General features: G+C 72.3%; 21 protein-coding genes. 12 read left to right on the plus strand and 9 right to left on the minus strand.

The features are described 5' to 3' along the window. Positions 1-76: 76 nt before the first annotated feature. Both ABT158_RS24450 and ctaD read right to left on the minus strand, forming a co-directional pair. Positions 77-2827 (minus strand): immune inhibitor A domain-containing protein, encoded by a 2751-nt coding sequence (locus ABT158_RS24450; RefSeq protein ID WP_352356992.1) that lies wholly within the window; start codon positions 2825-2827, stop codon positions 77-79. 213 nt (positions 2828-3040) lie between these two features. Next, on the minus strand, positions 3041-4738 hold the full coding sequence (ctaD, locus tag ABT158_RS24455) for an aa3-type cytochrome oxidase subunit I (RefSeq protein WP_352356994.1): 1698 nt from the start codon (positions 4736-4738) through the stop codon (positions 3041-3043). 139 nt (positions 4739-4877) lie between these two features. Between ctaD and ABT158_RS24460 the strand changes: the two genes are divergently transcribed. Continuing rightward, a complete protein-coding gene (locus tag ABT158_RS24460; RefSeq protein ID WP_352356996.1) occupies positions 4878-6128 on the plus strand; it encodes an aspartate aminotransferase type Ic in 1251 nt (416 codons plus the stop codon). Here the strand turns inward: ABT158_RS24460 and ABT158_RS24465 are convergent. Continuing rightward, positions 6125-6697: a hypothetical protein gene (locus ABT158_RS24465; protein WP_352356998.1), complete on the minus strand. Its 573-nt coding sequence runs from the start codon at positions 6695-6697 to the stop codon at positions 6125-6127. The genes ABT158_RS24460 and ABT158_RS24465 overlap by 4 nt on opposite strands. 52 nt (positions 6698-6749) lie before the next feature. Between ABT158_RS24465 and ABT158_RS24470 the strand changes: the two genes are divergently transcribed. The 7 genes from ABT158_RS24470 to ABT158_RS24500 all read left to right on the plus strand — a co-directional run bounded on the left by ABT158_RS24470 (position 6750) and on the right by ABT158_RS24500 (position 17307). Further along, positions 6750-8111, plus strand: coding sequence for an FAD-binding oxidoreductase (locus tag ABT158_RS24470; protein WP_352357000.1), 1362 nt, complete (start codon positions 6750-6752; stop codon positions 8109-8111). A 161-nt stretch (positions 8112-8272) separates the two neighbouring features. After that, positions 8273-10666 carry a protein kinase domain-containing protein gene (locus ABT158_RS24475; protein WP_352357002.1) on the plus strand — a complete coding sequence of 798 codons (2394 nt, stop codon included), beginning with the start codon at positions 8273-8275 and terminating at the stop codon, positions 10664-10666. Between the two features lie 60 nt (positions 10667-10726). Beyond that, a complete protein-coding gene (locus tag ABT158_RS24480) occupies positions 10727-11356 on the plus strand; it encodes a TetR/AcrR family transcriptional regulator (RefSeq protein ID WP_352357004.1) in 630 nt (209 codons plus the stop codon). A 53-nt stretch (positions 11357-11409) separates the two neighbouring features. Then, positions 11410-12942, plus strand: a complete 1533-nt coding sequence (locus tag ABT158_RS24485; RefSeq protein ID WP_352357198.1) for an acyl-CoA carboxylase subunit beta — start codon at positions 11410-11412, stop codon at positions 12940-12942. Next, entirely contained in the window at positions 12939-14819 is a 1881-nt protein-coding gene (locus ABT158_RS24490; protein ID WP_352357006.1) for an ATP-binding protein, read from the plus strand. The genes ABT158_RS24485 and ABT158_RS24490 overlap by 4 nt, the downstream gene beginning before the upstream one ends. After that, a complete protein-coding gene (locus ABT158_RS24495) occupies positions 14816-15577 on the plus strand; it encodes an enoyl-CoA hydratase-related protein (protein WP_352320246.1) in 762 nt (253 codons plus the stop codon). The genes ABT158_RS24490 and ABT158_RS24495 overlap by 4 nt, the downstream gene beginning before the upstream one ends. Further along, positions 15577-17307 carry an acyclic terpene utilization AtuA family protein gene (locus ABT158_RS24500; protein WP_352357008.1) on the plus strand — a complete coding sequence of 577 codons (1731 nt, stop codon included), beginning with the start codon at positions 15577-15579 and terminating at the stop codon, positions 17305-17307. The genes ABT158_RS24495 and ABT158_RS24500 overlap by 1 nt, the downstream gene beginning before the upstream one ends. Here the strand turns inward: ABT158_RS24500 and ABT158_RS24505 are convergent. After that, positions 17233-18138, minus strand: coding sequence for an ROK family protein (locus ABT158_RS24505; protein ID WP_352357010.1), 906 nt, complete (start codon positions 18136-18138; stop codon positions 17233-17235). The two genes, ABT158_RS24500 and ABT158_RS24505, sit on opposite strands and share 75 nt — an antisense overlap. Before the next feature lie 185 nt (positions 18139-18323). Between ABT158_RS24505 and ABT158_RS24510 the strand changes: the two genes are divergently transcribed. From ABT158_RS24510 to ABT158_RS24525, 4 genes are all read left to right on the plus strand, one after another. Then, positions 18324-19337 carry a phosphotransferase family protein gene (locus ABT158_RS24510; protein WP_352357012.1) on the plus strand — a complete coding sequence of 338 codons (1014 nt, stop codon included), beginning with the start codon at positions 18324-18326 and terminating at the stop codon, positions 19335-19337. 86 nt (positions 19338-19423) lie between these two features. Beyond that, positions 19424-19684 carry a hypothetical protein gene (locus ABT158_RS24515; RefSeq protein WP_352357014.1) on the plus strand — a complete coding sequence of 87 codons (261 nt, stop codon included), beginning with the start codon at positions 19424-19426 and terminating at the stop codon, positions 19682-19684. 59 nt (positions 19685-19743) lie between these two features. Beyond that, positions 19744-20595, plus strand: a complete 852-nt coding sequence (locus ABT158_RS24520) for a helix-turn-helix domain-containing protein (protein WP_352357016.1) — start codon at positions 19744-19746, stop codon at positions 20593-20595. Positions 20596-20664: 69 nt separating this feature from the next. Beyond that, entirely contained in the window at positions 20665-20931 is a 267-nt protein-coding gene (locus ABT158_RS24525; protein ID WP_352320256.1) for a hypothetical protein, read from the plus strand. Between the two features lie 12 nt (positions 20932-20943). On the opposite strand, the gene ABT158_RS24530 is transcribed toward ABT158_RS24525, so the two are convergent. The 5 genes from ABT158_RS24530 to ABT158_RS24550 all read right to left on the minus strand — a co-directional run bounded on the left by ABT158_RS24530 (position 20944) and on the right by ABT158_RS24550 (position 26516). Further along, positions 20944-21561 carry a TetR/AcrR family transcriptional regulator gene (locus ABT158_RS24530; RefSeq protein ID WP_352357019.1) on the minus strand — a complete coding sequence of 206 codons (618 nt, stop codon included), beginning with the start codon at positions 21559-21561 and terminating at the stop codon, positions 20944-20946. Positions 21562-21665: 104 nt separating this feature from the next. After that, a complete protein-coding gene (locus ABT158_RS24535) occupies positions 21666-22841 on the minus strand; it encodes a bifunctional glycosyltransferase family 2/GtrA family protein (protein WP_352357021.1) in 1176 nt (391 codons plus the stop codon). Between the two features lie 9 nt (positions 22842-22850). Continuing rightward, a complete protein-coding gene (locus tag ABT158_RS24540) occupies positions 22851-24215 on the minus strand; it encodes a HAMP domain-containing sensor histidine kinase (RefSeq protein ID WP_352357023.1) in 1365 nt (454 codons plus the stop codon). Next, positions 24212-24910, minus strand: a complete 699-nt coding sequence (locus ABT158_RS24545) for a response regulator transcription factor (protein ID WP_352357025.1) — start codon at positions 24908-24910, stop codon at positions 24212-24214. Before ABT158_RS24545 ends, ABT158_RS24540 begins: the two co-directional genes overlap by 4 nt. Positions 24911-25010: 100 nt before the next feature. After that, positions 25011-26516 (minus strand): phytoene desaturase family protein, encoded by a 1506-nt coding sequence (locus ABT158_RS24550; RefSeq protein WP_352357027.1) that lies wholly within the window; start codon positions 26514-26516, stop codon positions 25011-25013. Between the last annotated feature and the right edge of the window lie 13 nt (positions 26517-26529).

Genomic DNA, 26529 nt, shown 5'->3' on the forward strand with positions numbered 1-26529 from the left:
TCATCAATCGTAGGCGCTGTGTCCGCCGCTCAGTGCTGGATCGGGGGCCGCCGGAGACCCGGCGGCCCTCCTCACGCTACTTCTTCGGCGGGACGACCTGGACGATGGCGCCCAGGTTGCCCGGCAGCGGGCTGATCAGCTTGAACTGCACGCCCAGCGCCTTGCCCTCGTCGCCGGGGTTGCCCGAGCCGGCGACGTGGCCGTTGCCGAGGTCGGTCCCGTACAGCTCGGTGGCGGGGGTGCCGTCCAGGTGCACCACGCGGGTGCTGTACGGCTGGTCGCCCTTGCTCGGCACCACCGTGGAGGCGTCGAAGTCACGGTAGTAGAGCGAGCCGTTCTGCAGCTCGAAGCCCGGAACCCAGGTCTTCGCGTCGGTGAAGTTCGGCACGCCCTTGAGCGCGGGGACGTTGGTGCAGTACTCGCTGAACGGCTCGTCCGGCGCCTCCAGGCACTCCTTCAGCGGGTAGGTCTTGTTGAAGGAGAACGCCGCGTTGGAGGACTGCGTACGGCCTTCCAGGTTCTTGTGCCTGCTCGGGTCCTTCTGGGCGGCGGTGCCGGTGCGGCGCAGCGGGTCGTAGTGCGAGTCCACGACCAGCAGGCTGCCCTTGGAGCCGATGCTCGGCGGCAGGGTCAGGTTGTTGACCACCGAGTTGTTGGTGAAGGTCGAGTCGCGGTACCAGACCAGCAGGCCGGGCGCGTTGTACTTGACCTTCTCGACCTTCCACGCCCCGTCGCGGGAGTAGTTGGTGTCGTAGGCGTACTGCAGGCCCTTGTCGAAGCCGTCGAAGTTGCGCCACTCGGCGAGGTAGAAGCGGGAGATCTCGCGCGAGCCGTTGTTGACGGTCCAGCCCTGGCCGCTGGTGTTGGTGAACGTGCCGCCGGTGGCCTTCCAGCCGTTGTCGCCGTTCTCGACGTCGTCGCTCCAGACGGCGGTGCCGCCGTTGGTGAGCGAGAAGTCGTCGGCGTGCCAGCCGCGCGGCTCGAAGGCGGCGTCGGTGTTGTAGGTCAGGCGCAGCTTGATCGACTGCCCGGCGTACGGCGTCAGGTTGACGTAGTCGTGCCGCCACTGGCCGCCGGTGTCGCCGGTGAGCCCGTACTTCTTGTTGCCGAACGTCTTGAGGTTCTTGTTCGGGTCGGGGTAGCCGTCGGGGGTGCTGACCTCGGTGCCGGCCTCGTCATAGACCTTGAGCTGGGTCCAGGTCTGGCCGCCGTCGGTCGAGACCTCCACGAAGCCGAAGTCCCAGTCCTGCTCGATCTCGTAGTTGTTCCACATCCAGAACCGCACGTCGGAGCCCGCGGGCACCGGGACGTCACGGGTCAGGGTCTGGTTGGCCCAGTCCTGGTCCAGGTTGGACCACCAGGCCTTCGTGCCGCTGTGCGGGTCGATCATCTTCAGCGGCGTGGAGGCCAGGTTCACCCGGACGCCGTCCTCGGTGAGCTTGGGCGTGCGCGAGGACTGCCCGACGGTGACGAGCTTGGCGGCGTCACCCGGGTTGAACGTCTTCGGGTTGGCCCAGCCGAGCACCCACTTGTCCCACAGGCCCATGTGCGTGGGCATGGACTGGAAGATGGGGCCGGAGTGGGAGCCGCTGGACATCAGGTCCCAGAAGTCCACCGCGGAGCTGGCCTGGCCGCTGGTGTCGTACAGGTCGGGCAGGCCCAGGTCGTGGCCGTACTCGTGGGCGAAGACGCCGACGCCGGAGTCCTCGGGCTGCACGATGTAGTTGGAGATCTTCTTGTCGCTGCCGGGGATCTTGTAGCCGCCCGCGACCGCGCTGGAGTGCGCCCAGATGGCGTAGGTGCCCTCGGCGCCGCCGTCGGAGGACTTGTCCTTGCCGGCGTGCACCATCACCAGGTGGTCGATGACGCCGTCGGGCTCGTCGAAGTTGCCGTCGCCGTCGGAGTCGGCCACGTCCTCCTGGTCGTAGTCGGCCCAGGGGAAGTTCGGCTGGGCCGCGGCCAGGGCGTTGACCGTGTCGATGGCGAGCTGGCCGGCGCCGGTGGGGTTGCTGGGGTGACCCGACATGTCCTGCGGCTGGCCGCCACAGGCCGCGGCGCCGTAGTACGCCTCGGAGTGGGGGGCCTTGATCCAGCCGACGGCCGAGCCGGTGACGGAGTAGGCGCCCTTGGACAGCTCCTCGTACATCTTCTTCATCGTGAAGCCGGAGATGTCGATGCCGGGCTTGCCGTCGCGCGGGTCCTTGAGGTCCTTGCGCACGCGCTCGGTGATGCCCTGGTCGCTGTAGAGCATCTTGTTGAAGTGGTCGGTGCTGAAGTCCTTGAGCCAGAAGGAGTTGTTGTCCTTCTGCGGCAGCGTCGCCGGGTCGGGGATGTTGTTGTGCAGCGGGCCGTTCTTGAGCGTGCCCGGCGGCTCGACCACGCAGTCGTCCGGCGGGCTGTCGGTCGTGCGCAGCCGGTTGAAGCCGGAGAAGTCGTCGTTCGCCTGCTCGTTGAACTCGACCAGGACGGTGAGGAGCTTGGCGGTCTTGACCTGCTTGGAGTTCTTGAAGATCCATTCAGCCGGGTTGCGGCCGGTCCTGATCGCCTGGTTCTCGCGGGCGGCGAGGACGCGGGCCGCGGCGGGGTTCCCGCTGACGAACTTCCTGTCGAACTTCTCCGCCGGTGAGAGCGAGCGGGCCTTGCCCTTGGTCAGGCCGGGTTCCTGCGGCTCCTTCTCGACCCGCGGGGGAGCGTAGTTGATGTAGTAGTCCGCCGCCGTGGGCTGGTAGCTGGCCACTGACGTGGCCTGGGCCGCCGGGACGGTCAGCGCGGCGCCGAGGAGGGCGACCGCCGGGAACGCGACTAACAGGCGCTTTGAGCTTGGCACTCGGTACCCTCTCTGCCCGGGGTCGCCGGGCGCATGGCCATAGGGTGTGCAATGCCGGACGCTAGAGGGTGGATAAACGGGTCGTAAAGTACGTTGTTGAAACGTGATCAAACTACGACATTTTGACCAACAGAATTGCCGCGGCGGCATCGCCCGCAATGGCCCGGCATAAACGGAACGACGCGATCTTGAAAGGCCGGCTCGGCCGGCTGGTCAGTCGGCGGCGAGCACCGGGGGCGGCTGCTCGGGGCCGGGGTCCGGCTCCACGGCGGGCGTCGCGTGCTCGTGCGGGTAGTGCAGGTCGAACGCGGGCCGCTCGGAGCGGATCGGCGGCATGCCGGTGAAGTTGTGCCGCGGCGGCGGGCAGGAGGTCGCCCATTCCAGCGAGTTGCCGTAGCCCCAGGGGTCGTCGAGCGTGACCCTGGGCGCGTGCCTGGCCGTCCGGTACACGTTGTAGAGGAACGGCAGCGTCGAGGCGCCGAGCAGGAACGCCCCGGCCGAGGAGAGCTCGTTGAGCGCGGTGAAGCCGTCGGCCGCGCTGTAGTCGGCGTACCGGCGCGGCATGCCGAGCTGGCCGAGCCAGTGCTGGACGAGGAACGTGGTGTGGAAGCCGGCGAACAACGTCCAGAAGTGCACCTTGCCGAGCCGGTCGTCGAGCATCTTGCCGGTCATCTTCGGCCACCAGAAGTAGAAGCCGGCGAACATGGCGAACACCACCGTGCCGAAGACCACGTAGTGGAAGTGGGCGACGACGAAGTAGGTGTCGCTGATCTGGAAGTCCAGCGGCGGCGAGGCCAGGATGACGCCGGTCAGCCCGCCGATCAGGAAGGTGACCAGGAACCCCACCGCGAACAGCATCGGCGTCTCGAACGACAGATGGCCGCGCCACATCGTGCCGATCCAGTTGAAGAACTTCACGCCCGTCGGCACCGCGATGAGGAACGTCATGAACGAGAAGAACGGCAGCAGCACCTGCCCGGTCGCGAACATGTGGTGCGCCCACACGGTCATCGACAGCCCGGCGATGGCGATGGTGGCCCCGACCAGGCTCAGGTAGCCGAAGATCGGCTTGCGGCTGAACACCGGGATCACCTCGGTGACGATCCCGAAGAACGGCAGCGCGATGATGTAGACCTCGGGATGACCGAAGAACCAGAACAGGTGCTGCCACAGCAGCGGCCCGCCGTTCGCGCCGTCGAAGACGTGCGTGCCGAGCTTGCGGTCCGACTCCAGCACCAGCAGCGCGGCGGCCAGCACGGGGAAGGCCATCAGCACGAGCATGCTGGTCAGCAGCACGTTCCAGGTGAAGATCGGCAGGCGGAACATGGTCATGCCCGGGGCCCGCATGCCGATGATCGTCGAGATGAAGTTCACCGCGCCGAGGATCGTGCCGAGCCCGGACATCACCAGGCCCATGATCCACAGATCGCCGCCGACCTGCGGCGAGTGGATGGCCGACGACAGCGGCGTGTAGGCGAACCAGCCGAAGTCGGCGGCCCCGCCCGGGGTGAGGAAGCCCGCCACCACCATGAGCCCGCCGAACAGGAACAGCCAGTACGCCACCGCGTTCAGCCGGGGGAAGGCCACGTCGGGCGCGCCGATCTGCAGCGGCATGACCACGTTGGCGAACCCGGCGAACAGCGGCGTGGCGAACAGCAGCAGCATCACCGTGCCGTGGATGGTGAACAGCTGGTTGTACAGCTGCTGGCTGACCACCTGCATGCCGGGCTGCGCCAGCTCGGCCCTGATCAGCATGGCCATGACGCCCGCGACGAGGAAGAAGCCGAAGGAGGTGATCAGGTAGAGGTACCCGATGACCTTGTGGTCGGTCGTCGAGAGCCAGGAGGCGATGACGGTCCCGGTACGGCGGCGCCTGACCTGCTCGATCGAGGTGTCCCGAACAGTCGTCACGGCTGCTCCCTCCTTCGCGGAGTTGTGCCTGCCCCGATGTCCTCCATTCCACTCCGGCGATCGCCGGAGTGGAAGCGCTTCTTGGGAACGTCTTTGAACCGGTGTCCCACATGCCGGGCGATTACCGGCTCCCTTGTGGATGTCTTCTATCCTTTGGACCGAACCGACTCGGAGGAGAGATCTCGTGACCGCACAGAGTGACTACGCCGCCCTCGTCCAGCGGGGGCTCTCGCTCGACCTCACCCGGGGCAAGCCGTCACCGCGCCAGCTCGATCTCTCCGACGGCATGCTCAGGCTGCCCACCTCCGTCAAGGCCGCCGACGGCACCGACGGCCGCAACTACGGCAACCTCCAGGGCCTGCCCGAGCTGCGCGAGATCTTCGCGCCGCTGGTGCAGGTGCCGGCCGGGCAGCTCGTCGTGGGCGGCAACTCCAGCCTGACGCTGATGCACGACACGATCGTGCACGCGCTGCTGTCGAAGGTGCCGGGGGCCGAGCGCCGCTGGGTCGAGGAGCCGGAGATCACGTTCCTGTGCCCGGTGCCTGGCTACGACCGGCATTTCACCATCTGCGAGCGCCTCGGCATCAAGATGACGGCCGTCCCGATGAACGCCGACGGCCCCGACATGGACGTCGTGGAGCGCCTGGTCGCCGCGGACCCGGCGGTCAAGGGCATCTGGTGCGTGCCGAAGTACAGCAACCCGTCCGGCGTCACCTACAGCGACGAGACCGTGCGCAGGCTGGCCGCCATGCCGACGGCCGCCCCCGACTTCCGGATCATGTGGGACAACGCCTACGCCGTCCACCACCTCACCGACACGCCGGACGAGCTGGCCGACCTGCTCGCGCTGGCGGCCGGGCACGGCAACGCCGACCGCATGTTCGTCTACGCCTCCACCTCGAAGGTGACGTACGCGGGCTCGGGCGTGTCGTTCTTCGGCTCCTCGCCGGCGAACGTGGAGTGGTTCCTCGCCAACACCGCCAAGCAGTCCATCGGCCCCGACAAGCTCAACCAGCTCCGGCACGTGGAGTTCCTGCGCGACGCCGCGGGCGTGGCCGCGCACATGCGGCGGCACGCCGAGCTGATCGGCCCGAAGTTCGAGCTGGTCGACAAGGTGCTGACCGAGCGGCTCGGCGACCTGGCCACCTGGACCAGCCCGCGCGGCGGCTACTTCATCAGCCTGGAGGTGCCGCACGCCGCCGAGGTCGTGGCCAGGGCCAAGGCCGCGGGCATCGCGCTCACCCCGGCCGGCGCCACCCACCCCTACGGCCAGGACCCGGCCGACCGCACGATCCGCATCGCCCCCACCTTCCCCGAGCTGGACGAGCTGGAGCAGGCCATCGACGGCCTGGCCGTCTGCGTCCGCCTGGTGGCGGAGGAGCGCGGCTAGATCGCCCGGCCCCGGAAGCCGAAGATGTACTCGCGCGTCTCGCCCGGATGGAACGAGACGCCGACCCCCGGCTCGAACGCGACGTTGTCGCGGGCGCAGTAGTACAGCCGTTCCCACACGGCCAGCGCCTTCTCCCGGGCCGGGGCCTCGGCGTGGTCGCGCCTGCGGGCGCCGCGCGCGCCGAGCACGAACAGCAGCCCGAGCCCCCAGAACAGCCCGGTGAGGCAGAACGGCGCGAGCAGCACCTCGCTCCACTGCGAGTCCTTGCCCATCGCGATCACCAGCGACACGACGAGATGCACCAGGGCCGCCGCGCCGAGCATGATCCACCCCTGGTTCCTGGCCCAGGGCGTGTAGTGGCGGCTGGGGAACGACATCCACACCGCGAGCTGCGTACGGCTCATGACGTGCTTCGACGCGCCCATCGACGGCGCGGTCGGCAGGTCGGCGACTTCGCGCTGGCCGGGCAGCCTGACCCTTCCGATCCGGTATGTCGTCCCCGCAGCGACCGCGCCCGGAACCGCGACGAGCTGGTCAGCCTGCGTACATACCGGGCACCTGACTTCCACCCAGGGCAGTCTGGCCTTAAGGAACGGTCCGCGCAAACCGTAGGGTGCAGGTGTGAGACCGATTGATGCCCTGGTGAACTCGCTGTCCGAAGCTCGCGTGCTGACCGACCCGGACGTGATCGACTCCTACGCCCGCGACCGCACGTTCGTCGAGCCGGGCAAGCCGCTCGGCGTGGTGCTCGCCGCCTCGCGCGAGGACGTGGTGACGACCCTGCGGTGGGCCACCGAGCACCGGGTGCCGGTCGTGCCGCGCGGCGCCGGCACGGGCCTGGCGGGCGCGGCCACCGCCGGCGACGGGACGATCGTGTTGTCGCTGGCCAGGATGACGGCCATCAGGGAGCTCTCCCCCGCCGACGAGATCGCCGTGGTGGAGCCGGGGGTCATCACCGCCGACCTCGACCGCGCCGCCCGCGAGCACGGGCTCATGTACGCGCCGGACCCCTCGTCGTACGAGATCTCCACGATCGGCGGGAACCTGGCCACCAACGCCGGCGGCCTGCGCTGCGTGAAGTACGGCGTCACCAGGGACGCCACGCTCGGCCTTGAGGTCGTGCTGGCCGACGGGCGGATCCTGAACACCGGCCGGCGCACGATGAAGGGCGTCACCGGCTACGACCTGACCGGCCTGTTCGTCGGCTCGGAGGGCACGCTGGGCGTGATCACGGCGGCCACCGTGCGGCTGCGGCGGGCGCCGGTCGCGCCGCCGGCCACGTTCGCCGCCGAGTTCGGCTCGCTGCGCGAGGCGGGCGCGGCCGTGTCGGCGATCATGGCCGCGGGCTGCCAGCCCTCGCTGATGGAGCTGCTGGACCGCGCCACGCTGGAGGCCATCGACGACTGGCGCAACATCGGGCTCGAACCGGCCACGCAGGCCATGCTGATCGGCCAGTCCGACGCGACCGACGGCCCGGCCGTGGCCGCCCGCATGGAACGGCTCTGCCTGGACAACGGCGCCTCGTTCGTGGCCGTCTCCTCCAGTCCGCAGGAGACCGAGGAGCTGGTCGGGCTGCGCAGGATGGCCTACCAGGCCAAGGAGCGGCTGGGGGCGTGCCTGGTCGAGGACGTGTGCGTGCCGCGCTCGGCGCTGCCTGAGATGATCACCGCGATCGAGGCGGCGGCGGCCCGGCACGGCGTGCGGATCTGCACGGTCGCCCACGCCGGCGACGGCAACCTGCACCCGGTCTTCATCTTCGAGCACGGCACGCCTGAACCGCCCCCGCAGGTGTGGGCCGCGGCCGACGAGGTGTTCCGGCACGCGCTCTCGCTCGGCGGCACGCTGACCGGCGAGCACGGCGTGGGCGTGCTCAAGCGGCGCTGGCTGGGGCTGGAGTCCGGGCCGGTGGCGGCCGAGGTGCAGCACGGCATCAAGGCGGTCTTCGACCCGCTGGGCATCATGAACCCGGGCAAGGCCATCTGAATTTGCCAAGCCGTGACCTTGGGCTCCGGCGCGGACACGACCTGCGACGAAACACTGACATGTGCCGTCAAAAGGCGAAACTTACTTACAGGTCCGGCAGACGTCCCACATGTCACGCTGGTAGCGTTTTGCCCCATCTATTGGTTGTCATGGGGGTCGACGTGAATCAGTTCCAGCCGTTGGCGGCGGACGACCCGCGGCGGCTGGGGGCGTACGACATCGTCGCCCGGCTCGGCGAGGGTGGTCAAGGCGTCGTCTATCTGGGCAAGAGCGACTCGGGGGACCAGGTCGCCGTCAAGCTGCTGCACAACGCCCTCGTGGCCGACGCCGACGCGCGGACCAGGTTCCTGCGCGAGGTGGCGGTGGCGCAGCGGGTCGCCCGGTTCTGCACCGCGCCCGTCCTGCACGCCGACCTCGACGGGAGCCGCCCGTACATCGTGAGCGAGTACGTGCCCGGCCCCTCGCTGCGCGAGCTCGTCATCAACGAGGGCCCGCGGCGGGGCGCGGCGCTGGAACGGCTCGCGATCAGCACGGCCACCGCGCTGGCGGCCATCCACCGGGCCGGGATCCTGCACCGCGACTTCAAGCCCGCGAACGTGCTCATGGGCCCCGAGGGGCCGGTCGTGATCGACTTCGGCATCGCCCGCGCGCTGGACTCCCCCGGCGCGACGGCCACGGGGATGGCGATGGGGACGCCGTCGTACCTGGCGCCGGAGCAGCTCAGCGGGGCCGCCGTGTCGGAGGCGGCCGACGTCTTCGCGTGGGGCGTCACGATGGTGTACGCGGCCACCGGCAAGCCCGCGTTCGGGGCCGACTCGATCCCCGTGGTGATGAACCGCATCCTGAACGAGGAGCCGCAGCTCGGCGGGATGGAGGGCGAGCTCGCCGCGCTGGTGGGCCTGTGCCTGTCGAAGGACCCGGCGCAGCGGCCGAGCGCCGACGAGCTGATCGTCCGGCTCACGGGCCAGCCCGCTCCCAAGGCCGCCATCGAGCCGGTCACCGGCGCGACCGCCACCCCGGCCGTGCCCGCCCAGGCCGGCCCTCCGAACAGCCCGGCGAATGGCCCTTCCGGTGCTGCGCAGGACGCCTACCCCGGTCCCTGGACCCAGCCCACCGGCACCAACGCCGTGCCCCGGCAGCCCGGCCCCGACCACCGTCCCGCCCCCGGCGTCCCGCAGGGACCGGCGGGCGGCCCTCAGGGCGCGGCGGGCCCCCAAGGTTCGGCGGGCGGCCCTCAGGGCGTCCCGGCCAGACCCGGCGCGCCGGGCGGCCCCCACGCGGGCGCCATGCCCGGCGCCGCCCAGGGCGTCCCCCACCCGGGCGCCCCGCAGGCCGGAGCCCCGGGCGTACCGCAGGCCGGCGTTCCCGGCGGTCCGCACACACCGGGCGGGCCCCAGACGGGCGCCCCTCACGGCGGCGCCCCCGCCGGCTCCCCGGGCGCGCCTCACGGAGGCACGCCCGGCGGCGTTCCCGGCGGTCCCCACGCCAGTGGCATGGGCGGGCCGGCCGCGCAGGGTGCGGTGCCGCACGGGCACCAGCACGGCGGCATGCCGGGCGCTCCTCAGGCGGGACATCCCGGCGGCCCCCAGGCGGGGCACCCCGGTGGGCCTCAGGCGGCGAACGCGGGCGCGACCAGGGTCGGCGGTCCCGGTGGGGCGCAGGGCGAGACGTCCGGCAAGGCGCCCGACAAGCAGCGGCGGACGCTGACTCTCGCCCTCTCCGGCGCGGCCGCCGCCGCGCTGCTGGTGGTGGCGGGCGCCGTCGTGGTTCAGGCCAACAGCGGCAAGACCGCCGTGACCGCCACCGGCACCACCTCCCAGAACCCCACAGGCGACGGGCAGGGCGCCGGGCAGCCCGAGCCGCCGGTCGCCGAGGTGACCCCGGACCCGATCCTCCCGGCGGAGACCGGCGAGCCCGTCCCCACGCTGGACGTCGGCCAGGCCGAGCCGCCCAAGAAGGCCGAGCACACCAAGGAACCCGTCATCGCGGTCCCGAACCCGGTGACGACCGTGACGGCGACGGCCCACCCGGCGAGCAAGCACCCCACGCACAAGCCCACCCCCACCAAGACGAAGAAACCGACGGGGCTGATCGACGGCGAGGACCAGCCGGACGCCACCCCGACCCCCGGCCCCACGACCACGGTCCCGGGCCCGGCCAAGAAGCCGGCGACGACCAAGCCGACCGTGAAGCCGACCGCCACGCCCAAGCCGACCGCCACGCCCAAGCCGAACACCTACAACGTGGTGACCGTCTGCGGCTCCGGCTACAAGGTGATCGACAAGCACGCGCTGGGCACCTCGGCCACGATCTACCTGCTCTACAACACCGGCGCGGGCAAGAACTGCGTGGTCACGATGTCGAAGCTGGTCTATCCCGGCAAGGTCTCCATGAACGCCACCCTCCAGGTCAAGGGCGGCGCGAGCGGCGGCAACCCGGGCAAGTTCACCGCGTACGCGGGCCCGGTCCGGCTGGCGGCCGTGAAGAAGTGCGTGATCTGGGGCGGTTCGTGGAACTCGCTGAGCTGGAAGTCCGGCTGGAGCCACTGCACCTGACGTGACGGCGCGCGGCGGGACCCCTTCCTTCCGCGCGTCCCGCTCGCTACGGTGACTGACGTGATCGTCAGGTCCCTGACCCTGCGCGGCAAGCGCACGCGGGCCACGTTGCTCGCGGCCGGGCGTGAGGCGTTCGAGGAGCACGGGTACGACGCCGTGCGGATCGACGACGTGTGCGCGCGGGCCGGGGTCTCCCACGGCACCTTCTACACGTACTTCGACTCCAAGGAGTCGCTGTTCGGGGAGGTGGCGCAGACGGTGGTCGGCGAGATGTTCGCGGCGAGCGCGGTCGGCGACGCCGCCTCCGGCGACCCCTACGCCCGCATCGAGGCCGCCAACCGCCTCTACCTGCGGGCCTGGGCGGCCAACTCGCGCCTGGTCCGCATGGTGGAGCACGCCGCCGACGCCGACGCCCGCTTCGGCCGGCTGGTGCTGGAGCTGCGCGAGGCGTTCGTCCGGCGCGGCGCCGACGGGCTGCGCCGGCTGCAGGAGCAGGGCCTGGCCGACCCCTCGCTCGACCCGCGGCTGACGGCCGTCATGCTGGGCGGCATGGTCGAGCACTTCGCCCACGTGTGGCTGGATCTCGGGGAGCGGGCCGGCGAGCAGGACGCCGTCGACCACCTGACCCGGCTGTGGGCGCGGGCCATCGGGCTGACGCCCGCGTCGACTTCACGACAGGAGGCCGTGTGATCAGGAGCCGGCTCGACCCGCGCGACGCCGAACACCTGGCCCGGCGCGCGGCCATGCTCGCCAAGCTGGCCGAGCTCGACGCCGAGCACGCCAAGGCGGTGGCGGGTGGCGGCGAGAAGTACGTCGAGCGCCACCGCCGGCGCGGCAAGCTGCTCGCCAGGGAGCGCGTCGAGCTGCTGATCGACCCCGACTCGCCGTTCCTGGAGCTGTCGCCGCTGGCCGCGTGGGGCAGCGAGTTCCAGGTGGGCGCGGGCATGGTGACCGGCATCGGGGTGATCGAGGGCGTCGAGTGCCTGATCACCGCGAACGACCCCACGGTCAGGGGCGGCGCGTCCAACCCGTGGACGCTGCGCAAGTCGCTGCGCGCGGCCGACATCGCGCTGGCCAACCGGCTGCCGTACGTCAACCTGGTCGAGAGCGGCGGCGCCGACCTGCCGACGCAGAAGGAGATCTTCATCCCGGGCGGCCGGATCTTCCGCGACCTGACGCGGCTGTCAGCGGCGGGCGTCCCGACGGTGGCGCTGGTCTTCGGCAACTCCACGGCCGGCGGCGCGTACGTGCCCGGCATGAGCGACTACGTGGTGATGGTCCGCGACCGCGCCAAGGTGTTCCTGGGCGGGCCGCCGCTGGTGAAGATGGCCACCGGCGAGGAGTCCGACGACGAGTCGCTGGGCGGCGCCGAGATGCACGCCAGGACCAGCGGCCTGGCCGACTACCTGGCCGAGGACGAGCACGACGCGCTGCGCATCGGCCGCGCCGTCGTGCGCTCGCTCAACTGGCGCAAGCAGGGCGTGGCGCCGCTGCCCGCCCGCGAGCCCGCCTACCCGGCCGACGAGCTGCTGGGGATCGTCCCGGAGGACCTGAAGATCCCCTTCGACCCGCGCGAGGTGCTCGCCCGCGTGGTGGACGGCAGCGAGTTCGAGGAGTTCAAGCCCCTGTACGGCCCCTCGCTGGTCACCGGCTGGGCGCGCGTCCACGGTTACCCGGTGGGGGTGCTGGCCAACGCGCGCGGGGTGCTGTTCAGCCAGGAGTCGCAGAAGGCCACCCAGTTCATCCAGCTCGCGAACCAGTCGCGCACGCCGCTGCTGTTCCTGCAGAACACCACCGGCTACATGGTGGGCAAGGAGTACGAGCAGGGCGGCATCATCAAGCACGGCGCCATGATGATCAACGCCGTGTCGAACTCGACCGTGCCCCACCTGACCGTCGTCATGGGCGCCTCCTACGGCGCCGGCAACTACGGCATGTGCGGGCGCGCCTACGACCCCCGCTTCCTGTTCAGCTGGCCGAGCGCCAAGTCGGCGGTGATGGGCCCGGCCCAGCTCGCCGGGGTGCTGTCGATCGTCGGCCGGGCCGCGGCGCAGGCCAGGGGGCAGGTCTACGACGAGGAGGCCGACGCGGCGATGCGGGCCATGGTGGAGTCCCAGATCGAGGCGGAGTCGTTGCCGTTCTTCCTGTCGGGGCGGCTCTACGACGACGGGGTGATCGACCCGCGCGACACCCGTACGGTGCTGGGGATGTGCCTGTCGGCGGTCAACAGCGCGCCGGTGCCGCCCGCGGCGGGGTTCGGGGTGTTCCGCCCGTGATCACCCGTCTGCTGGTGGCCAACCGGGGCGAGATCGCCCGCCGGGTCTTCCGCACCTGCCGCGCGCTCGGCGTCTCCACGGTCGCCGTCTTCTCCGACGCCGACTCCGGCGCGCCGCACGCCCGCGAGGCCGACCTCGCCGTCCGCCTGCCGGGGGCCCATCCGGCCGAAACCTATCTGGCGGTGGACCGGATCATCGAGGCGTGCCGGGTCTCCGGCGCCGACGCGGTGCACCCGGGCTACGGGTTCCTGTCGGAGAACGCCGCGTTCGCGCGGGCCGTGCTGGACGCCGGGCTCACGTGGGTGGGGCCGCCGCCCGAGGCGATCGAGGCGATGGGCTCGAAGATCGCGGCCAAGCGGCTGATGGCCGAGGCCGGGGTGCCGGTGCTGCCCTCGCTCGACCTGGCCGCGCCGGGCGAGTTCCCGCTGCTGGTGAAGGCGTCCGCGGGCGGGGGCGGGCGCGGGATGCGGATCGTCAGGCACGCCGGCGAGCTGGCCGCCGAGGTGGAGTCGGCGCGGCGGGAGGCGCAGGCGGCCTTCGGCGACGGCGCCGTGTTCGCCGAGCCGCTGCTGGAGGCCGCCCGGCACGTCGAGGTGCAGGTGCTGGCCGACGGGCACGGCACGGTGTGGGCGTTGGGCGAGCGGGAGTGCAGCGTCCAGCGCAGGCACCAGAAGGTCGTCGAGGAGTGCCCGTCGCCGGGGATCTCGGAGCGCACCCGCGAGCTGCTGTGCGCGGCGGCCGTGCGCGCGGCCCGGCGGATCGGCTACGTCGGGGCCGGCACGGTGGAGTTCCTGGTCAAGGGCGAGCGGGTGGCGTTCCTGGAGATGAACACCCGGCTCCAGGTCGAGCATCCGGTCACCGAGCTGGTGTTCGGCGTCGATCTCGTCCGGCTGCAGCTGGAGGTGGCTGAGGGCGCGGCGCTGCCGCCTGAGCCGCCCGCGCCGCGCGGCCACGCCATCGAGGTGCGGCTGTACGCCGAGGACGCCGCCTACGTGCCCCAGACGGGCGTGCTGCGCCGGTTCGAGGTGCCGGGTGACGTCCGGGTCGACTCGGGCGTCGAGTCCGGGTCGCAGGTGTCGCCGCACTACGACGCGATGCTGGCCAAGATCGTCGCGCACGGCGGGACGCGGGCGGAGGCGGCGCGGAAGCTGGCCGCGTCCCTGCGCGGGGCCCGGCTGCACGGCCTCACCACCAACCGCGGCCTGCTGCTGGAGATCGTGACCGACCCGGCCTTCCTCGCGGGCGAGACGAACACCGCCTTCCTCTCCCCCGGCGGCCCGCTGTCATCGCCGTCGTCCCCGCCTGCCGGAGACAGCGGCCTGCCGGCGCTGGCCGCCGCGCTCGCCATGGCCGCCGCGCACCGGCGCGACGCCCCCGTCCTGGCCGGGCTGCCCGGCGGCTGGCGCAACGTGCGCTCGCAGCCCGCCCGCGCCCGGTTCGAGGAGGCCGACGTCGTCTACGACCCGCTGCCCGCGGGCGTCACGGTGGTCTCCGCGCGGCCGGAGGAGGTGGTCCTGGAACACGACGGCCTGCGGCGGACGTTCCAGGTCGCCCGGTACGACGGCGACGAGCGCGTCTACGTCGACTCCCCCATGGGCGCGGCCGTGCTGACGCCGGTGCCACTGCTGCCCGAGCCGGTCGAGCACGTCGCCCCCGGCTCGCTGCTCGCGCCCATGCCGGGCAGCGTGCTGCGGGTCGAGGTGGCCGCGGGCGACACGGTGGCCCGGGGCCAGCCGGTCCTGGTGCTGGAGGCGATGAAGATGGAGCATCGCATCGCCGCCCCGGCGGGCGGCGTGGTGTCGGACGTACGCGTCGAGCAGGGTCAGCAGGTCGAAGCCGGGGCCGTGCTGGCGATCATCCAGGAGGAGACCACATGACGAGCCTGGTGCACAGGGAGCTGGCGGACGGCGTGGCCACCGTCACGCTCGACTCGCCGGCCAACCGCAACGCGTTGTCCCGGCGGCTGCTGGCCGAGCTGGCCGAGCACCTGCGCTGGGCGCTGGCCGAGCCGGGCGCCCGGGTGATCGTGCTGACCGGCACGGGCCGGGTGTTCTGCTCGGGCGCCGACCTGAAGGAGCAGCGCGGCGACGCGGACGCGCCGGTGACGGCGTCCTTCCCGGAGATCATGACGCTGCTCTGGGAGAGCCCGAAGCCGGTGATCTGCCGCCTGAACGGCACGGCCCGCGCGGGCGGCCTCGGCCTGGTCGCCGCGTGCGACTTCGCGATCGCGCCGGACACGGCGTCGTTCGCGTTCACCGAGGTGCGGCTCGGGGTGGTGCCGGCGATGATCTCGGTGCCCGTGCTGCGCCGGCTCGACCCGCGGGCGGCGGCCGAGTACTTCCTGACCGGCGAGGTGTTCGACGCCGCCACGGCGGCCCGCATCGGCCTGCTGACCAGGGCCGTCCCGGAGGACGAGCTCGACGCGACCGTGCGCCACTACGCGGGGATGCTGGCCAGGGGCGGCCCGGAGGCGCTGGCCATCACCAAGCGGCTGGTGCGGGAGGTCCCGGCGGTCTCGTTCGAGGAGGGCCTGCGGCGGATGAGCGAGCTGTCGGCCGAGCGGTTCACCTCGGCGGAGGGGCAGGAGGGCATCGCGGCGTTCATGGACAAGCGCCCGCCCAAGTGGGTGCCGTGATGGCGCTGCGCGTCGCGAACTGCAGCGGCTTCTACGGCGACCGGCTCTCGGCGGCCAGGGAGATGGTCGAGGGCGGCCCGATCGACGTGCTCACCGGCGACTGGCTGGCCGAGCTGACCATGCTCATCCTGGCCGGCAACCGGCTCAAGGGCCGTCCCGGCTACGCCCCGACGTTCCTGCGCCAGCTCGAGGACGTGCTCGGCCCGTGTCTCGACCGCGGCATCAGGATCGTGACGAACGCGGGCGGCCTCGACCCGGCCGGGTGCGCCGAGGCCGTGCACGAGCTGGCCGCCCGGCTGGGCCTGTCCCCCAAGGTCGCCCACGTGACCGGCGACGACCTCATGGGCCGCCCGCTCGACCTGGTCCACGCGGGCACCGGCGAGCGCGCGCCGGCCGCGCCGCTGACCGCCAACGCCTACCTGGGCGGCCGTCCCATCGCCGCCGCGCTGTCGGCGGGCGCGGACGTCGTGGTGACCGGCCGGGTGACGGACGCCGCGCTGGTCACCGGCCCCGGCATCTGGCGGTACGGATGGGGCCCCGGCGACCTCGACCCGCTGGCCGGCTCGGTCGTCGCGGGCCACGTCATCGAGTGCGGCTGCCAGGCCACGGGCGGCAACTACGCCTTCTTCCAGGACGTGCCCGACCTGGCCCACTGCGGCTTCCCCATCGCCGAGCTGCGCGCCGACGGCTCGGCGGTGATCACCAAGCATCCGGGCACGGGCGGCCTGGTCTCGGTCGGCACGGTCACCGCGCAGCTCGTCTACGAGCTGGGCGGCCCGCGCTACCTGGGCCCCGACGTGGTGGCCAGGTTCGACACGATCACGCTCGCCGACGACGGCCCCGACCGGGTGCTGATCTCCGGCACGCGCGGCGAGCCGCCGCCGGACACGCTCAAGGTCGCCGTCAACTACCCGGCCGGCTACCGCAACACGATGACGCTCGTCCTGACCGGGCTGGACGTCGAGGCCAAGGCGCGGGTCGCCGAGGAGGCCGTCTGGGCGCGGGTGCCGCGCGAGACCTTCGACCAGGTGGACGTGACGCTGACGGACGCGGGCCTGCTGCGGATCACCGTCATGGACGCCGACCGGCGCACGGCGGGCCGGGTCTTCTCCTCGGCCGTCGTGGAGACCGGCCTGTCCAGCTATCCGGGCTTTTATGGCCTCACCCCGCCCGGCGACGCCTCTCCGTACGGGGTGTACTGGCCGGTCCTGGTGCCGGCCTCGGAGGTGCGCCCGCGGGTCTTCCTGGACGGCGTGGAGCTGCCCGTCCAGGAGGAGCCTCCGGTTCCCCCGGGCGGGCCGGTCCCCGAGCCGCCCGCGCCGCCCGCGCCGCCCGTGCCGCCGGTTCCGGCACCCCCCGGCGGGCCCGCCGTGCGCGTGCCCCTGGGCCGGGTGGCGGGGGCGCGCTCCGGCGACAAGGGCGGCGACGCCAACCTCGGCGTCTGGGTCGCGACCGACGAGCAGTACGCCTGGCTGGCGGCGACCCTCACCGCCGACCGGCTCACGTCCCTGCTGCCGGAGCTGGCCGCCCACCGCGTCGAGCGGCACGAGCTGCCCAACATCAGGGCGCTCAACTTCGTCGTGCACGGGCTGCTGGGCAGGGGCGTGGCGGCCAGCCCGCGGATGGATCCGCAGGCCAAGGCCCTGGGCGAGGAGCTACGCGCCCAGGTGGTCGACGTGCCCGCCGCCCTGCTGCCCCAGCGCCCGCAGGCCGAGCAGCCCGGCGCCTAGCAGGCCCGCGTCCACGCCGAGCGCCGACGTCCGTACCTCGGGCGCGGGGCGGAAGGCGAGCCGCGCGGCCAGCCGGGCGCGCAGCGGGGTCAGCAGGGCGTCCCCGGCCAGCGACAGGCCGCCGCCGACGACGATCACCGCGGGGTCCAGCACCAGCGTGTACGTGGCCAGCGCCAGTGCCAGCGCCTCCACGGCCTCCGCCCACACGCGGGCGGCCGGCTCGTCCCCGGCGGCGGCCCGGCGGACGACGTCCTCGGCGGAGGTCTCGCCGGCGCGGGCGGCGACGGAGGCGGCCGAGGCGTAGGCCGACAGGCAGCCGCGCTGCCCGCACGGGCACGGGAGCCCGCCGGGACGCACCGGGATGTGCCCGATCTGCCCGGCCCAGCCGGCGGCGCCGCCGTACAGGGAGCCGGTCAGGACGACGGCTCCGGCGATGCCGGTGCCGATGGGCAGGTAGAGCGCGTCGGGGGCCGCCGATCCGTACGCCAGCTCCGCCTCGCCGGCCGAGCGCACGTCGTGGCCGAGGGCGAGGGGCAGCCTGCCGTCGGTGAAGGCCGCGGCGGGCACGTCCCGCCAGCCGAACGCGGCCGAGAAGACCGCCCGCCCGGACGCGACCAGGCCGGGCACGGCCAGGCCCACGGCCGCCGGGCGCAGCGGGGCGCCGGCGACGGTCCGCGGCGCGCTCAGGTCGGCGACGAAGGCGGAGATCGCCGCGATCACGCGGTCCGGCCCCTCGGTGCGAGGGGTGGGGCGGCGGTCCCGGTAGAGGATGCGGCCGTCCTGGGCGATCAATCCGCCCTTGAGGGTTGTCCCGCCCACATCGACTGCCACAACACACGTCATCCACCCATCTTGTCCCAATGGAGGATGACGTCTGCCCTGACGCTGCGCCGCCTGACATAGCCGGGCGGCCGGTCGCGGCGGTTCCCGCCGTTCACGCCGGCACCGGGTTGACCGGGCGTCGGGGGCTCTCGTAGGTTGAAGCCACCAGAATATCGTTCTGTCAAAGGGCGGCCATGACCTCCACCCACATCGACGTCAGCGCCATCGACCTCGACGACCTCGGCGCGTGGATGGACGCCGAGGGGCTGCCGGGCGGGGCGATCACGGAGGTCGCGCCGATCCCCGGCGGCACCCAGAACGTCATGGTCCGCCTCGAACGCGGCGGCCGGCCGTACGTGCTGCGCAGGCCGCCCCTGCACGCCAGGGCCAGGAGCAACGAGGTGCTGCGGCGCGAGGCGCGGCTGCTGGCGGCGCTGAGCGGCACGGCGGTGCCGGCGCCCCGGCTGGTGGCCGCGCAGACCGCCCGGGAGCCGGTGTTCTACCTGATGGAACCGGTGGCCGGGTTCAACCCCTCGACCGGGCTGCCCGAGCCGCACGCCTCCGACGCCGCGATCCGGCACCGGATGGGCCTGGAGGCCGCCGCCGCGCTGGCCGAGCTGGGACGGGTCGATCCGGCGGTGCTGCCCGGGTTCGGCCGCCCGGAGGGCTTCCTCGACCGGCAGGTGCCGCGCTGGCTGAAGGAGCTCGACTCCTACGGCGAGCTCGACGGCTACCCCGGCCCCGACATCCCGGGCCTCGACGCCACCGCCGACTGGCTGACCCGCCACCGGCCCGCCGCGTTCGTCCCGGGGATCATGCACGGCGACTACCACTTCGCCAACCTGATGTACGCCCTCGACGGGCCCCGGGTGGCGGCGATCGTCGACTGGGAGATGTGCACGATCGGCGACCCGCTGCTCGACCTGGGCTGGCTGCTGGCCACCTGGCCGGTGAACAACGGGCACGTGCCGGGGCTGCCGTCGGAGCGGGAGCTGGTCGCGTACTACGCGGCGCTGTCGGAGCGCGACCTGTCGGCGATCGACTGGTACGCGGTGCTGGCCTGCTTCAAGCTCGGCATCGTGCTGGAGGGCACGCACGCGCGGGCGTTCGCCGGCAAGGCGCCCAAGGACATCGGCGACGTGCTGCACGCGACCACCCTCGGTCTGTTCGCCCGCGCCCACGACATCATGGAAGGCTTGTTGCGCTGAACCCGATGCGGGAAAAGGATCACGCCGGACGCCCAGATGCGTACAATTGCGCGCAATTGCATCTGGCATTCGGGGAAAGGATCGTCATGCGCATGCGGTTCCTCGGCTCCACCTCGGAGGCGGGCGCCTGCCCCACCCTGTACGAGACCGATCGCGGCACCATCGTCGTCCAGGGACTTCACGTCACCGACCCCGAGGCGCTCGCGGACCTCCGCGACGTGCTCGACGGCGAGGCCGCCGTCGAGGTGCCCCGCGAGCTCCTCACCGAGATCGCCCGCCGGGTCCTGCCCGACGGATCAGCCGGCGCCCGGCCCACCAGCGACGGGACACCGTCGGCAACCGCTTGATCACGATTGCGCGGCTGGGCCTGGCATGATCGGTGCCCGCGGAGCTAGCCTCTTGCCGCGTGACGTCCTATCAGCAGGCGCGCATCGACCTCGGCGGCCGGCTTCGCCAGCTGCGCGAGGCCGCCCACCTGTCGGGCAAAGACCTGGCCGAGCGGCTGCGCTGGCAGCCGTCCAAGGTCTCCCGCCTGGAGAACGCCAGGCAGACGGCGACCGAGGACGACGTGGTCGTGTGGGCGCAGGCCGTGGGGGCCGCGCCCGACACGACCGACGAGCTCATCAGGCAGGCCATCGCGCTGCTGGAGCGGCACGACGACTGGAAGCAGCGTCACCGCAGCGGCCTGGCCGCCATCCAGGAGGACATCCGCGACCTGGAGGCGCGCACGAAGCTGTTCCGCGTCTTCGAGCCCGGCATCGTCGTCGGCCTGCTGCAGACCTCCGAGTACGCCCGGCACGTGTTCCGCAAGGTCAAGCGCCTCTACAGCGCGGCCGACCAGATCGACGCGGCCGTCCGCGTGCGCATGCAGCGCCAGGAGATCCTCTACGACCGCACGCGCACGTTCCGGTTCGTGGTGCCGGAGTCGGCGCTGCGCAGCGCGCTGGCCCCGGCCGACGTCATGCGCGGCCAGCTCGACCGGCTGCTGGCCGTCAGCACGCTGCCCAACGTGGAGTTCGGGGTGATCCCCTTCGGCACCGAGCTGCCGTCCGCGCCGATCAACGGGTTCTGGATCTACAACGAGGCCATGGTGGGCGTCGCCACGATGACCAAGGACCTCGTGCTGCGCGACCCCGACGACATCGCCTTCTACGTGCGGGCCTTCGACGACTACGCCAAGGTGGCGGAGTTCGGCGAGCCGGGGCGAGAAGTCATCATCCGTATTCTTCGCGAATACCTGCAACAAACCCCACATTAACCTCAGCAATTGCTTGCCACCCGCAGCAAGATCGTGCAATTCTGTCGCGAGACGTTGCGGAGGTGACGCATGATGCTTGATACCGCGCTCTGCCTTGAGCGGTTCGCGTGGCACGCGGGCCGTCACGCCGATCTTTCGGTGCAGAATGTCGCGCTGGCCAGCGACCCGGCGTACGTGTCGGTGCGCAACCGGTTCTCCGCCACCCTGGCCGAGACGGTGACCTGCTCCGACGACGGCGCGTACATCACGTCGTGGGGCTACCGCCTCGGCACCGCCGAGGACGTCGAGTCGGCGGCCGCCCGCCTGGCCTTCCTGCTGGCCGCCCTGCCCGCCTGACTCGGGCCGGACTCAGCCGAACCGCTCCACCGCGATGCCCGCCTCCCCGGCGGCGGCGGTGCGCGCATGGGCCAGCAGCCGCGCCCGGTCGAGCACGTTGGGATGCAGGGTGTAGCGGATGATCAGCCCGTCGAGCATGGCGTCGATGCGCTCGGCCGCGCCCGCCGGATCGGCGCAGGCGAACTCCCCCGCCTCGGTGCCGGCCGACAACACCTGGGCCAGCGCGTCGAGCCAGGCCGTCTCCAGCTCCAGCATGATCGCGTTGACCGCGGGCTCGCGCAGCGCGGTGTTCCAGGCGTCGATCCAGAGCAGCCAGCTCTGGTCGGAGCGCGACTCGGGGATGTAGTAGCGCAGCACCCGGTCGAGGCGCTCCACCGCCGTGCCGGGGCCGTCGGCCAGCTCCTTGAGCCGGGCGCTCTCGATGTCGAGCGTGGCCCGCAGCATGGCGGTGATCAGCTCGTCCTTGGTCGCGAAGTGGTAGTGGATCAGGCCGCCGCTGACGTTGATGGACTTGGCGATGTCGGCGATGCGCGTGTGGGCCAGGCCGCGTTCGAGCACCACTTTGCGGGTGGCCTCGAGAAGCTCTGCTCTGCGCTGGTCGGCCTGATCGGCCCGGGTCGTACTCGCCACCCGATCAGCCTATAGCGCGCCGCGGGGACGGGCCGCGCGGCCGCCGTCGCTTCCTCGGTGGGCGCAGTCGTACGGGCCGGCGTGACCGTCCACGGCGACGGCGGTCACCGTCCGCGCCTGCGCCGGGGGTTGAACAGCCACACGCGCAGCAGCAGGAACCGGACGAGGGTGGCCGCCGCGTTGGCCGCGATGACCGCCGCCAGCTCCACCCCGTGCGAGACCACGCCGGGCAGCAGCGCGAGGCTCCCCGACGTCAGCGCCAGCCCCACCAGGAACGCGATCAGGCCGTCGAACTGGTCGCGCAGCGCCCCGCCCGAGCCCTTGACCCCGAACGTGAAGCGGCGGTTGGCCGCCGTGTTGGCCACGGCCGTGACCAGCAGCGCGGCCGCGTTGGCGAGCTGCGCCGGGACGACCTGCCGCGACATCGAGAACAGCGCCAGGTAGGCCAGCGTGCTCACCACGCCCACGATCGCGAACCTGGGCAGCTGCCTGGCCATCCCCCTCGGCAGCTCGGCCCGCCGCACCCGGGCGGGCATCGGCAGGCGCGCCGCGCCCGACAGGGTCCTGCGGGCCACTCTGGCCAGCCCGCGCAGGTCGTCCAGGGCGGTCCGCAGGAGGTCCACGCGGCTGTCGGGGTCGTCCACCCAGTCGACGGGGACCTCGTGGATGCGCAGGCCGTGCCGCTCGGCCAGCAGCAGCAGCTCGGTGTCGAAGAACCACTGCTCGTCCTCGACGGCGGGCAGCAGCGCCTGCGCGATCTCCGTGCGCACGGCCTTGAACCCGCACTGCGCGTCGGAGAAGCCGGCGCCCATCACCGAGCGCAGCAGCAGGTTGTACGAGCGGGAGATGAACTCCCGCCTGGGCCCGCGCTCCACCCGCGAGGCTCTGGCCAGGCGGGTGCCGATGGCCAGGTCGCTGTGGCCCGACAGCAGGGGGGCGACCAGCGGGAGGAAGGCGTCCAGGTCGGTGGACAGGTCGACGTCCATGTAGCTGACGACGTCGGCCTCGCTGGTGGACCAGACCTGGCGCAGGGCCCGGCCGCGGCCCTTCTCGTCGAGGTGCACGGCCCGTACCCGCGGCAGCTCACGGGCCAGCTCGGTGGCCAGCCGCCAGGTGTCGTCGGTGCTGGCGTTGTCCGCGATGGTGATGCGGAAGCCGTACGGGAACGTCGCGGCGAGGTAGGCGTGCAGCCGGGCGACGCTCTCCCGCAGCGCCCGCTGCTCGTTGTGGACCGGGACGACCACCTCAACCAGGCGCGTCCTTACCGCTGTCGTCTCCATGCAGCCAGCTCACGATCCGGGTCTTTGACAGGACTCATCCGATTGTGAGTGACGGGTGAGGGTTCCGGGAAGATCGATCGTCGCGATCGCGCCGCCGCCGGGCGCGTTGGACAGCCGTACCTTGCCGCCGGTCTCGGACACGGCCTGCGCCACGATCGCCAGGCCCAGCCCGGAGCCGGGCAGCCCACGGGCCGAGGGCGAGCGCCAGAAGCGCTCGAAGACGTGCGGCAGCTCCTCCTCGGGGATGCCGGGGCCGTGGTCGCGGACCGTCAGCCGGCCGTCCTTGAGCGAGACCTCGACCTGGCCCTCGGGGCTGAACTTGCGGGCGTTGTCGATGAGGTTGAGCACGGCGCGTTCGAGCGAGGCGGGGCTGCCGACGACGTACCAGGGGTGCAGGTCGGTGCGCACGTCGGCGCCGCGCAGCCGGGCGCGTTCTGCGGCGGCCGTGACGACGTCGTGCAGGGCCAGCTCGACGTGCGGCTCGTGGTCGGTGTCGCCCCTGGCGAGCTGGAGCAGGTCGCCGACCAGCGTGGACAGCTCCGCGAACTGCGCCTTGACGTTGACCAGCAGGCGTTCCTTGGCGCCCGGGTCGAGCTGCCTGCCGGTCTGCTCGCTGCGCAGCAGCAGGTCGATGTTGGTGCGCAGGGTGGTGAGCGGGGTGCGCAGCTCGTGACCGGCGTCGGCGACGAGCTGCTGCTGGCGTTCGCGGGAACCGGCCAGGGCGGCGGTCATGGCGTTGAAGGCGGAGCTGAGCCGGGCGATCTCGTCGTTGCCCTGGACGGGGATGCGGGTGTTGAGGTCCTCGGTCGCCGCGATGTGCTCGGCCGCCTTGGTCAGCCGGCCCACCGGGCGCAGGGCCGTACGGGAGATGGCCCGTCCCGCCAGTGCGGCGCCGATCACGCCCACGGCCGCGACGACGGCGAGCGCGAGCGCGGTGTTCCGCAGGGTGATCTTCACGTGGTAGAGCGACCTGGCCTCCAGGACGGCCACGCCGGGCGCGAAGTTGACGGCCACGACGCGGACCTCCCTGCCGTCCCGCGTCACGCCGTTGCGGTAGACCGGCTCACCGCCGCCGGAAGCCGCTTTCTTGTCCTCCTCCGTGGGCACGATCGGCGAGCCGATCGAGCAGGTCCTGCCGTCGGCGAACAGCAGCGTCGCCATGTCGTGGGAGTCGAAGGAGCCCTCCGGCCGGCAGTTCTTCTGGAGGAAGTGCTTGTCCCCATCGCCCTCCGGCTCCAGGATGGTCTGGTCGAGCTGCCTGATCGCCTGGTTCTGCACGATGAACCAGGACAGCCCGGCGCACACCGCGATCGCGATCGCGACCGCGGCCGCGACCAGCAGCGTCAGGCGGGTGCGCAGGCTGTTGCGGATCACGGTGTGGCCCGTAGCACGTACCCCACCCCGCGGACCGTGTGGATCACCCGGGGCTCTCCCCCTGCCTCGGTCTTGCGGCGCAGGTACATGACGTACACGTCGAGGGAGTTGGAGGTCGGCTCGAAGTCGAAGCCCCACACCTCGTTGAGGATCTGGTCGCGGGTCAGGACCTGGCGGGGGTGGGCCAGGAACAGCTCCATCAGCAGGTACTCGGTCCTGGTCAGGTCGAGCGCGCGGGCGCCGCGGGTGACCTCCCTGGTCGCCGGGTCCATGCGCAGGTCGCCGTAGGACAGCGTGCCGCCGCCGGCCGAGCCCGCGTTGAGCGCGCCGCGCCGCAGCAGCGCGCGCACCCGGGCCAGCAGCTCGTCCAGCTCGAACGGCTTGACCAGGTAGTCGTCGGCCCCCGCGTCGAGCCCGGACACCCGGTCGCCGACGGCGTCGCGGGCGGTGAGCATGAGCACGGGGATGTGGTTGCCCTGGGCCCGCAGCCGCCGGCAGGCGGTGAGCCCGTCGAGCCGCGGCATCATCACGTCGAGCAGCACCGCGTCGTACGGCTCGCCGGCCAGCGCCTCCAGCGCCGCCTGGCCGTCGTTGGCGGTGCCGACCCGGTAGCCCTCGAACTCCAGGCTCGACTGCAGCGCCTCGCGCAACGCGGGCTCGTCGTCCACCACCAGCAACCGTGCGGGCTCACTCATGTGTCACAAGATATGAGCCCACTATGAGAGCACGATGAACGGGATCACCGATGTGTCCTGAGAAAGCGTCGCGGGGGAACGGCGGTCCTTCCGGCCCGGTTCAGGGCCGCAGCAGCGCCATGGCCGCGTTGTGGCCGCCGATCCCGCTCACGCCGCCGCCCCTGCGGGCCGCGGCGCCGCACAGCAGGATGCGTTCGTGCCCGGTCTCGACGCCCCATCCCCTCTCCTCCGCGTACGGCCAGCTCAGGTCGGCGTGGAAGATGTGGCCGCCCGGCAGCCCGGCGTCCCTCTCCAGGTCGACGGGGGTTTTGACCTCGACGCACGGGGTGCCGTCGGGGGCGCGCAGCAGGCAGTCCTCGATGGGCTCGGCGAGCACCGCGTTCATGGAGGCGAACGTGGCCCGCAACGCTTCCTCACGCGCTTTTTCTGGATTTTCCCGGAAAAGTCGGGCGGGCATGTGCAGGCCGAACAGGGTCATCGTCTCGGCCTTCCCCCGCAGTTCCGGCCCCAGAATGGACGGGTCCGTCAGGGAATGGCAGTAGACCTCCGCGGGCGGCGACTCCGGGATCTCCCCTCGCGCCGCCTGCTCGTACGCCTTCGCGAGCTGGTCGCGCCCCTCGTTGATGTGGAACGTGCCGCTGAAGGCGGCCCGGGGGTCGGCCGAGGGGTCCTTCAGCCGGGGCAGCCGGGCGAGCACCATGTTGACCTTGAGCTGCGCGCCCTCCGGCACGGTCGCGGGCCCGCCGAGCACCCGGTCCAGCACCGCCGGGGGCAGGTTGACCAGCACGTGGCGGCCGTCCACGGTGTGCTCGCCGTCCTCGGCGACGTACGTGACCTCGCCCGACGGCGAGATGCCGACGATCTCCGCGCCGGTCCTGATCTCGGCCCCGGCCCGCCTGGCCGCCCGCTCCAGCGCGCCGGAGACCGCGCCCATGCCGCCCACCGGGACGTTCCACTCGCCGGTGCCGTCGCCGATCACGTGGTAGAGGAAGCACCGGTTGGCCAGCAGGTCGGCGGACGGGTCGGCGAACGTGCCGATCAGCGCGTCGGTGAGCACGACGCCGCGCACGGTGTCGTCGGCGAACCGCTCGTCCACGGTCTGGCCGACGGGCCGGGCGAACAGGTCGCGCCATGCCTCCGGGCCGACCAGGCGCTCGATCTCGGCGGGCGGGCGCAGGGGTTCGAGCAGCGTGGGGGCCAGGGCGCGGGCCACGTCCGCCGTCATGGCGTAGAAGTCGCGCCAGGCGCGGTGGTCGTGCTCGCCGCCGGTGACGGCGCGGAAGGAGGCGGCGGTGCGGGCCTCGTCCTCGTTGTCGACGAGCAGGCCGGTCTCGCCCTTGGGGGTGTAGGAGGCGTACCGGCGGCGGCGCAGGTCGAGGTCGAGGCCGAGGTCGCGGACGATCCGGGTGGGCAGCAGGCTCACCAGGTAGGAGTAGCGGGACAGGCGGACGTCCACGCCCGGGAAGGCCCGCGTGGAGATCGCCAGGCCGCCGACGTGCCCGAGGCGCTCCAGCACCAGGACCCGGCGGCCGGCTCCGGCGAGGTAGGCGGCCGCGACCAGCCCGTTGTGCCCGCCGCCTGCCACGACGACGTCATACGCACCCATCCCCGCACCTTAT

This window comes from Nonomuraea sp. NPDC001636, assembly GCF_040298265.1.
Classification (GTDB): Bacteria; Actinomycetota; Actinomycetes; order Streptosporangiales; family Streptosporangiaceae; genus Nonomuraea.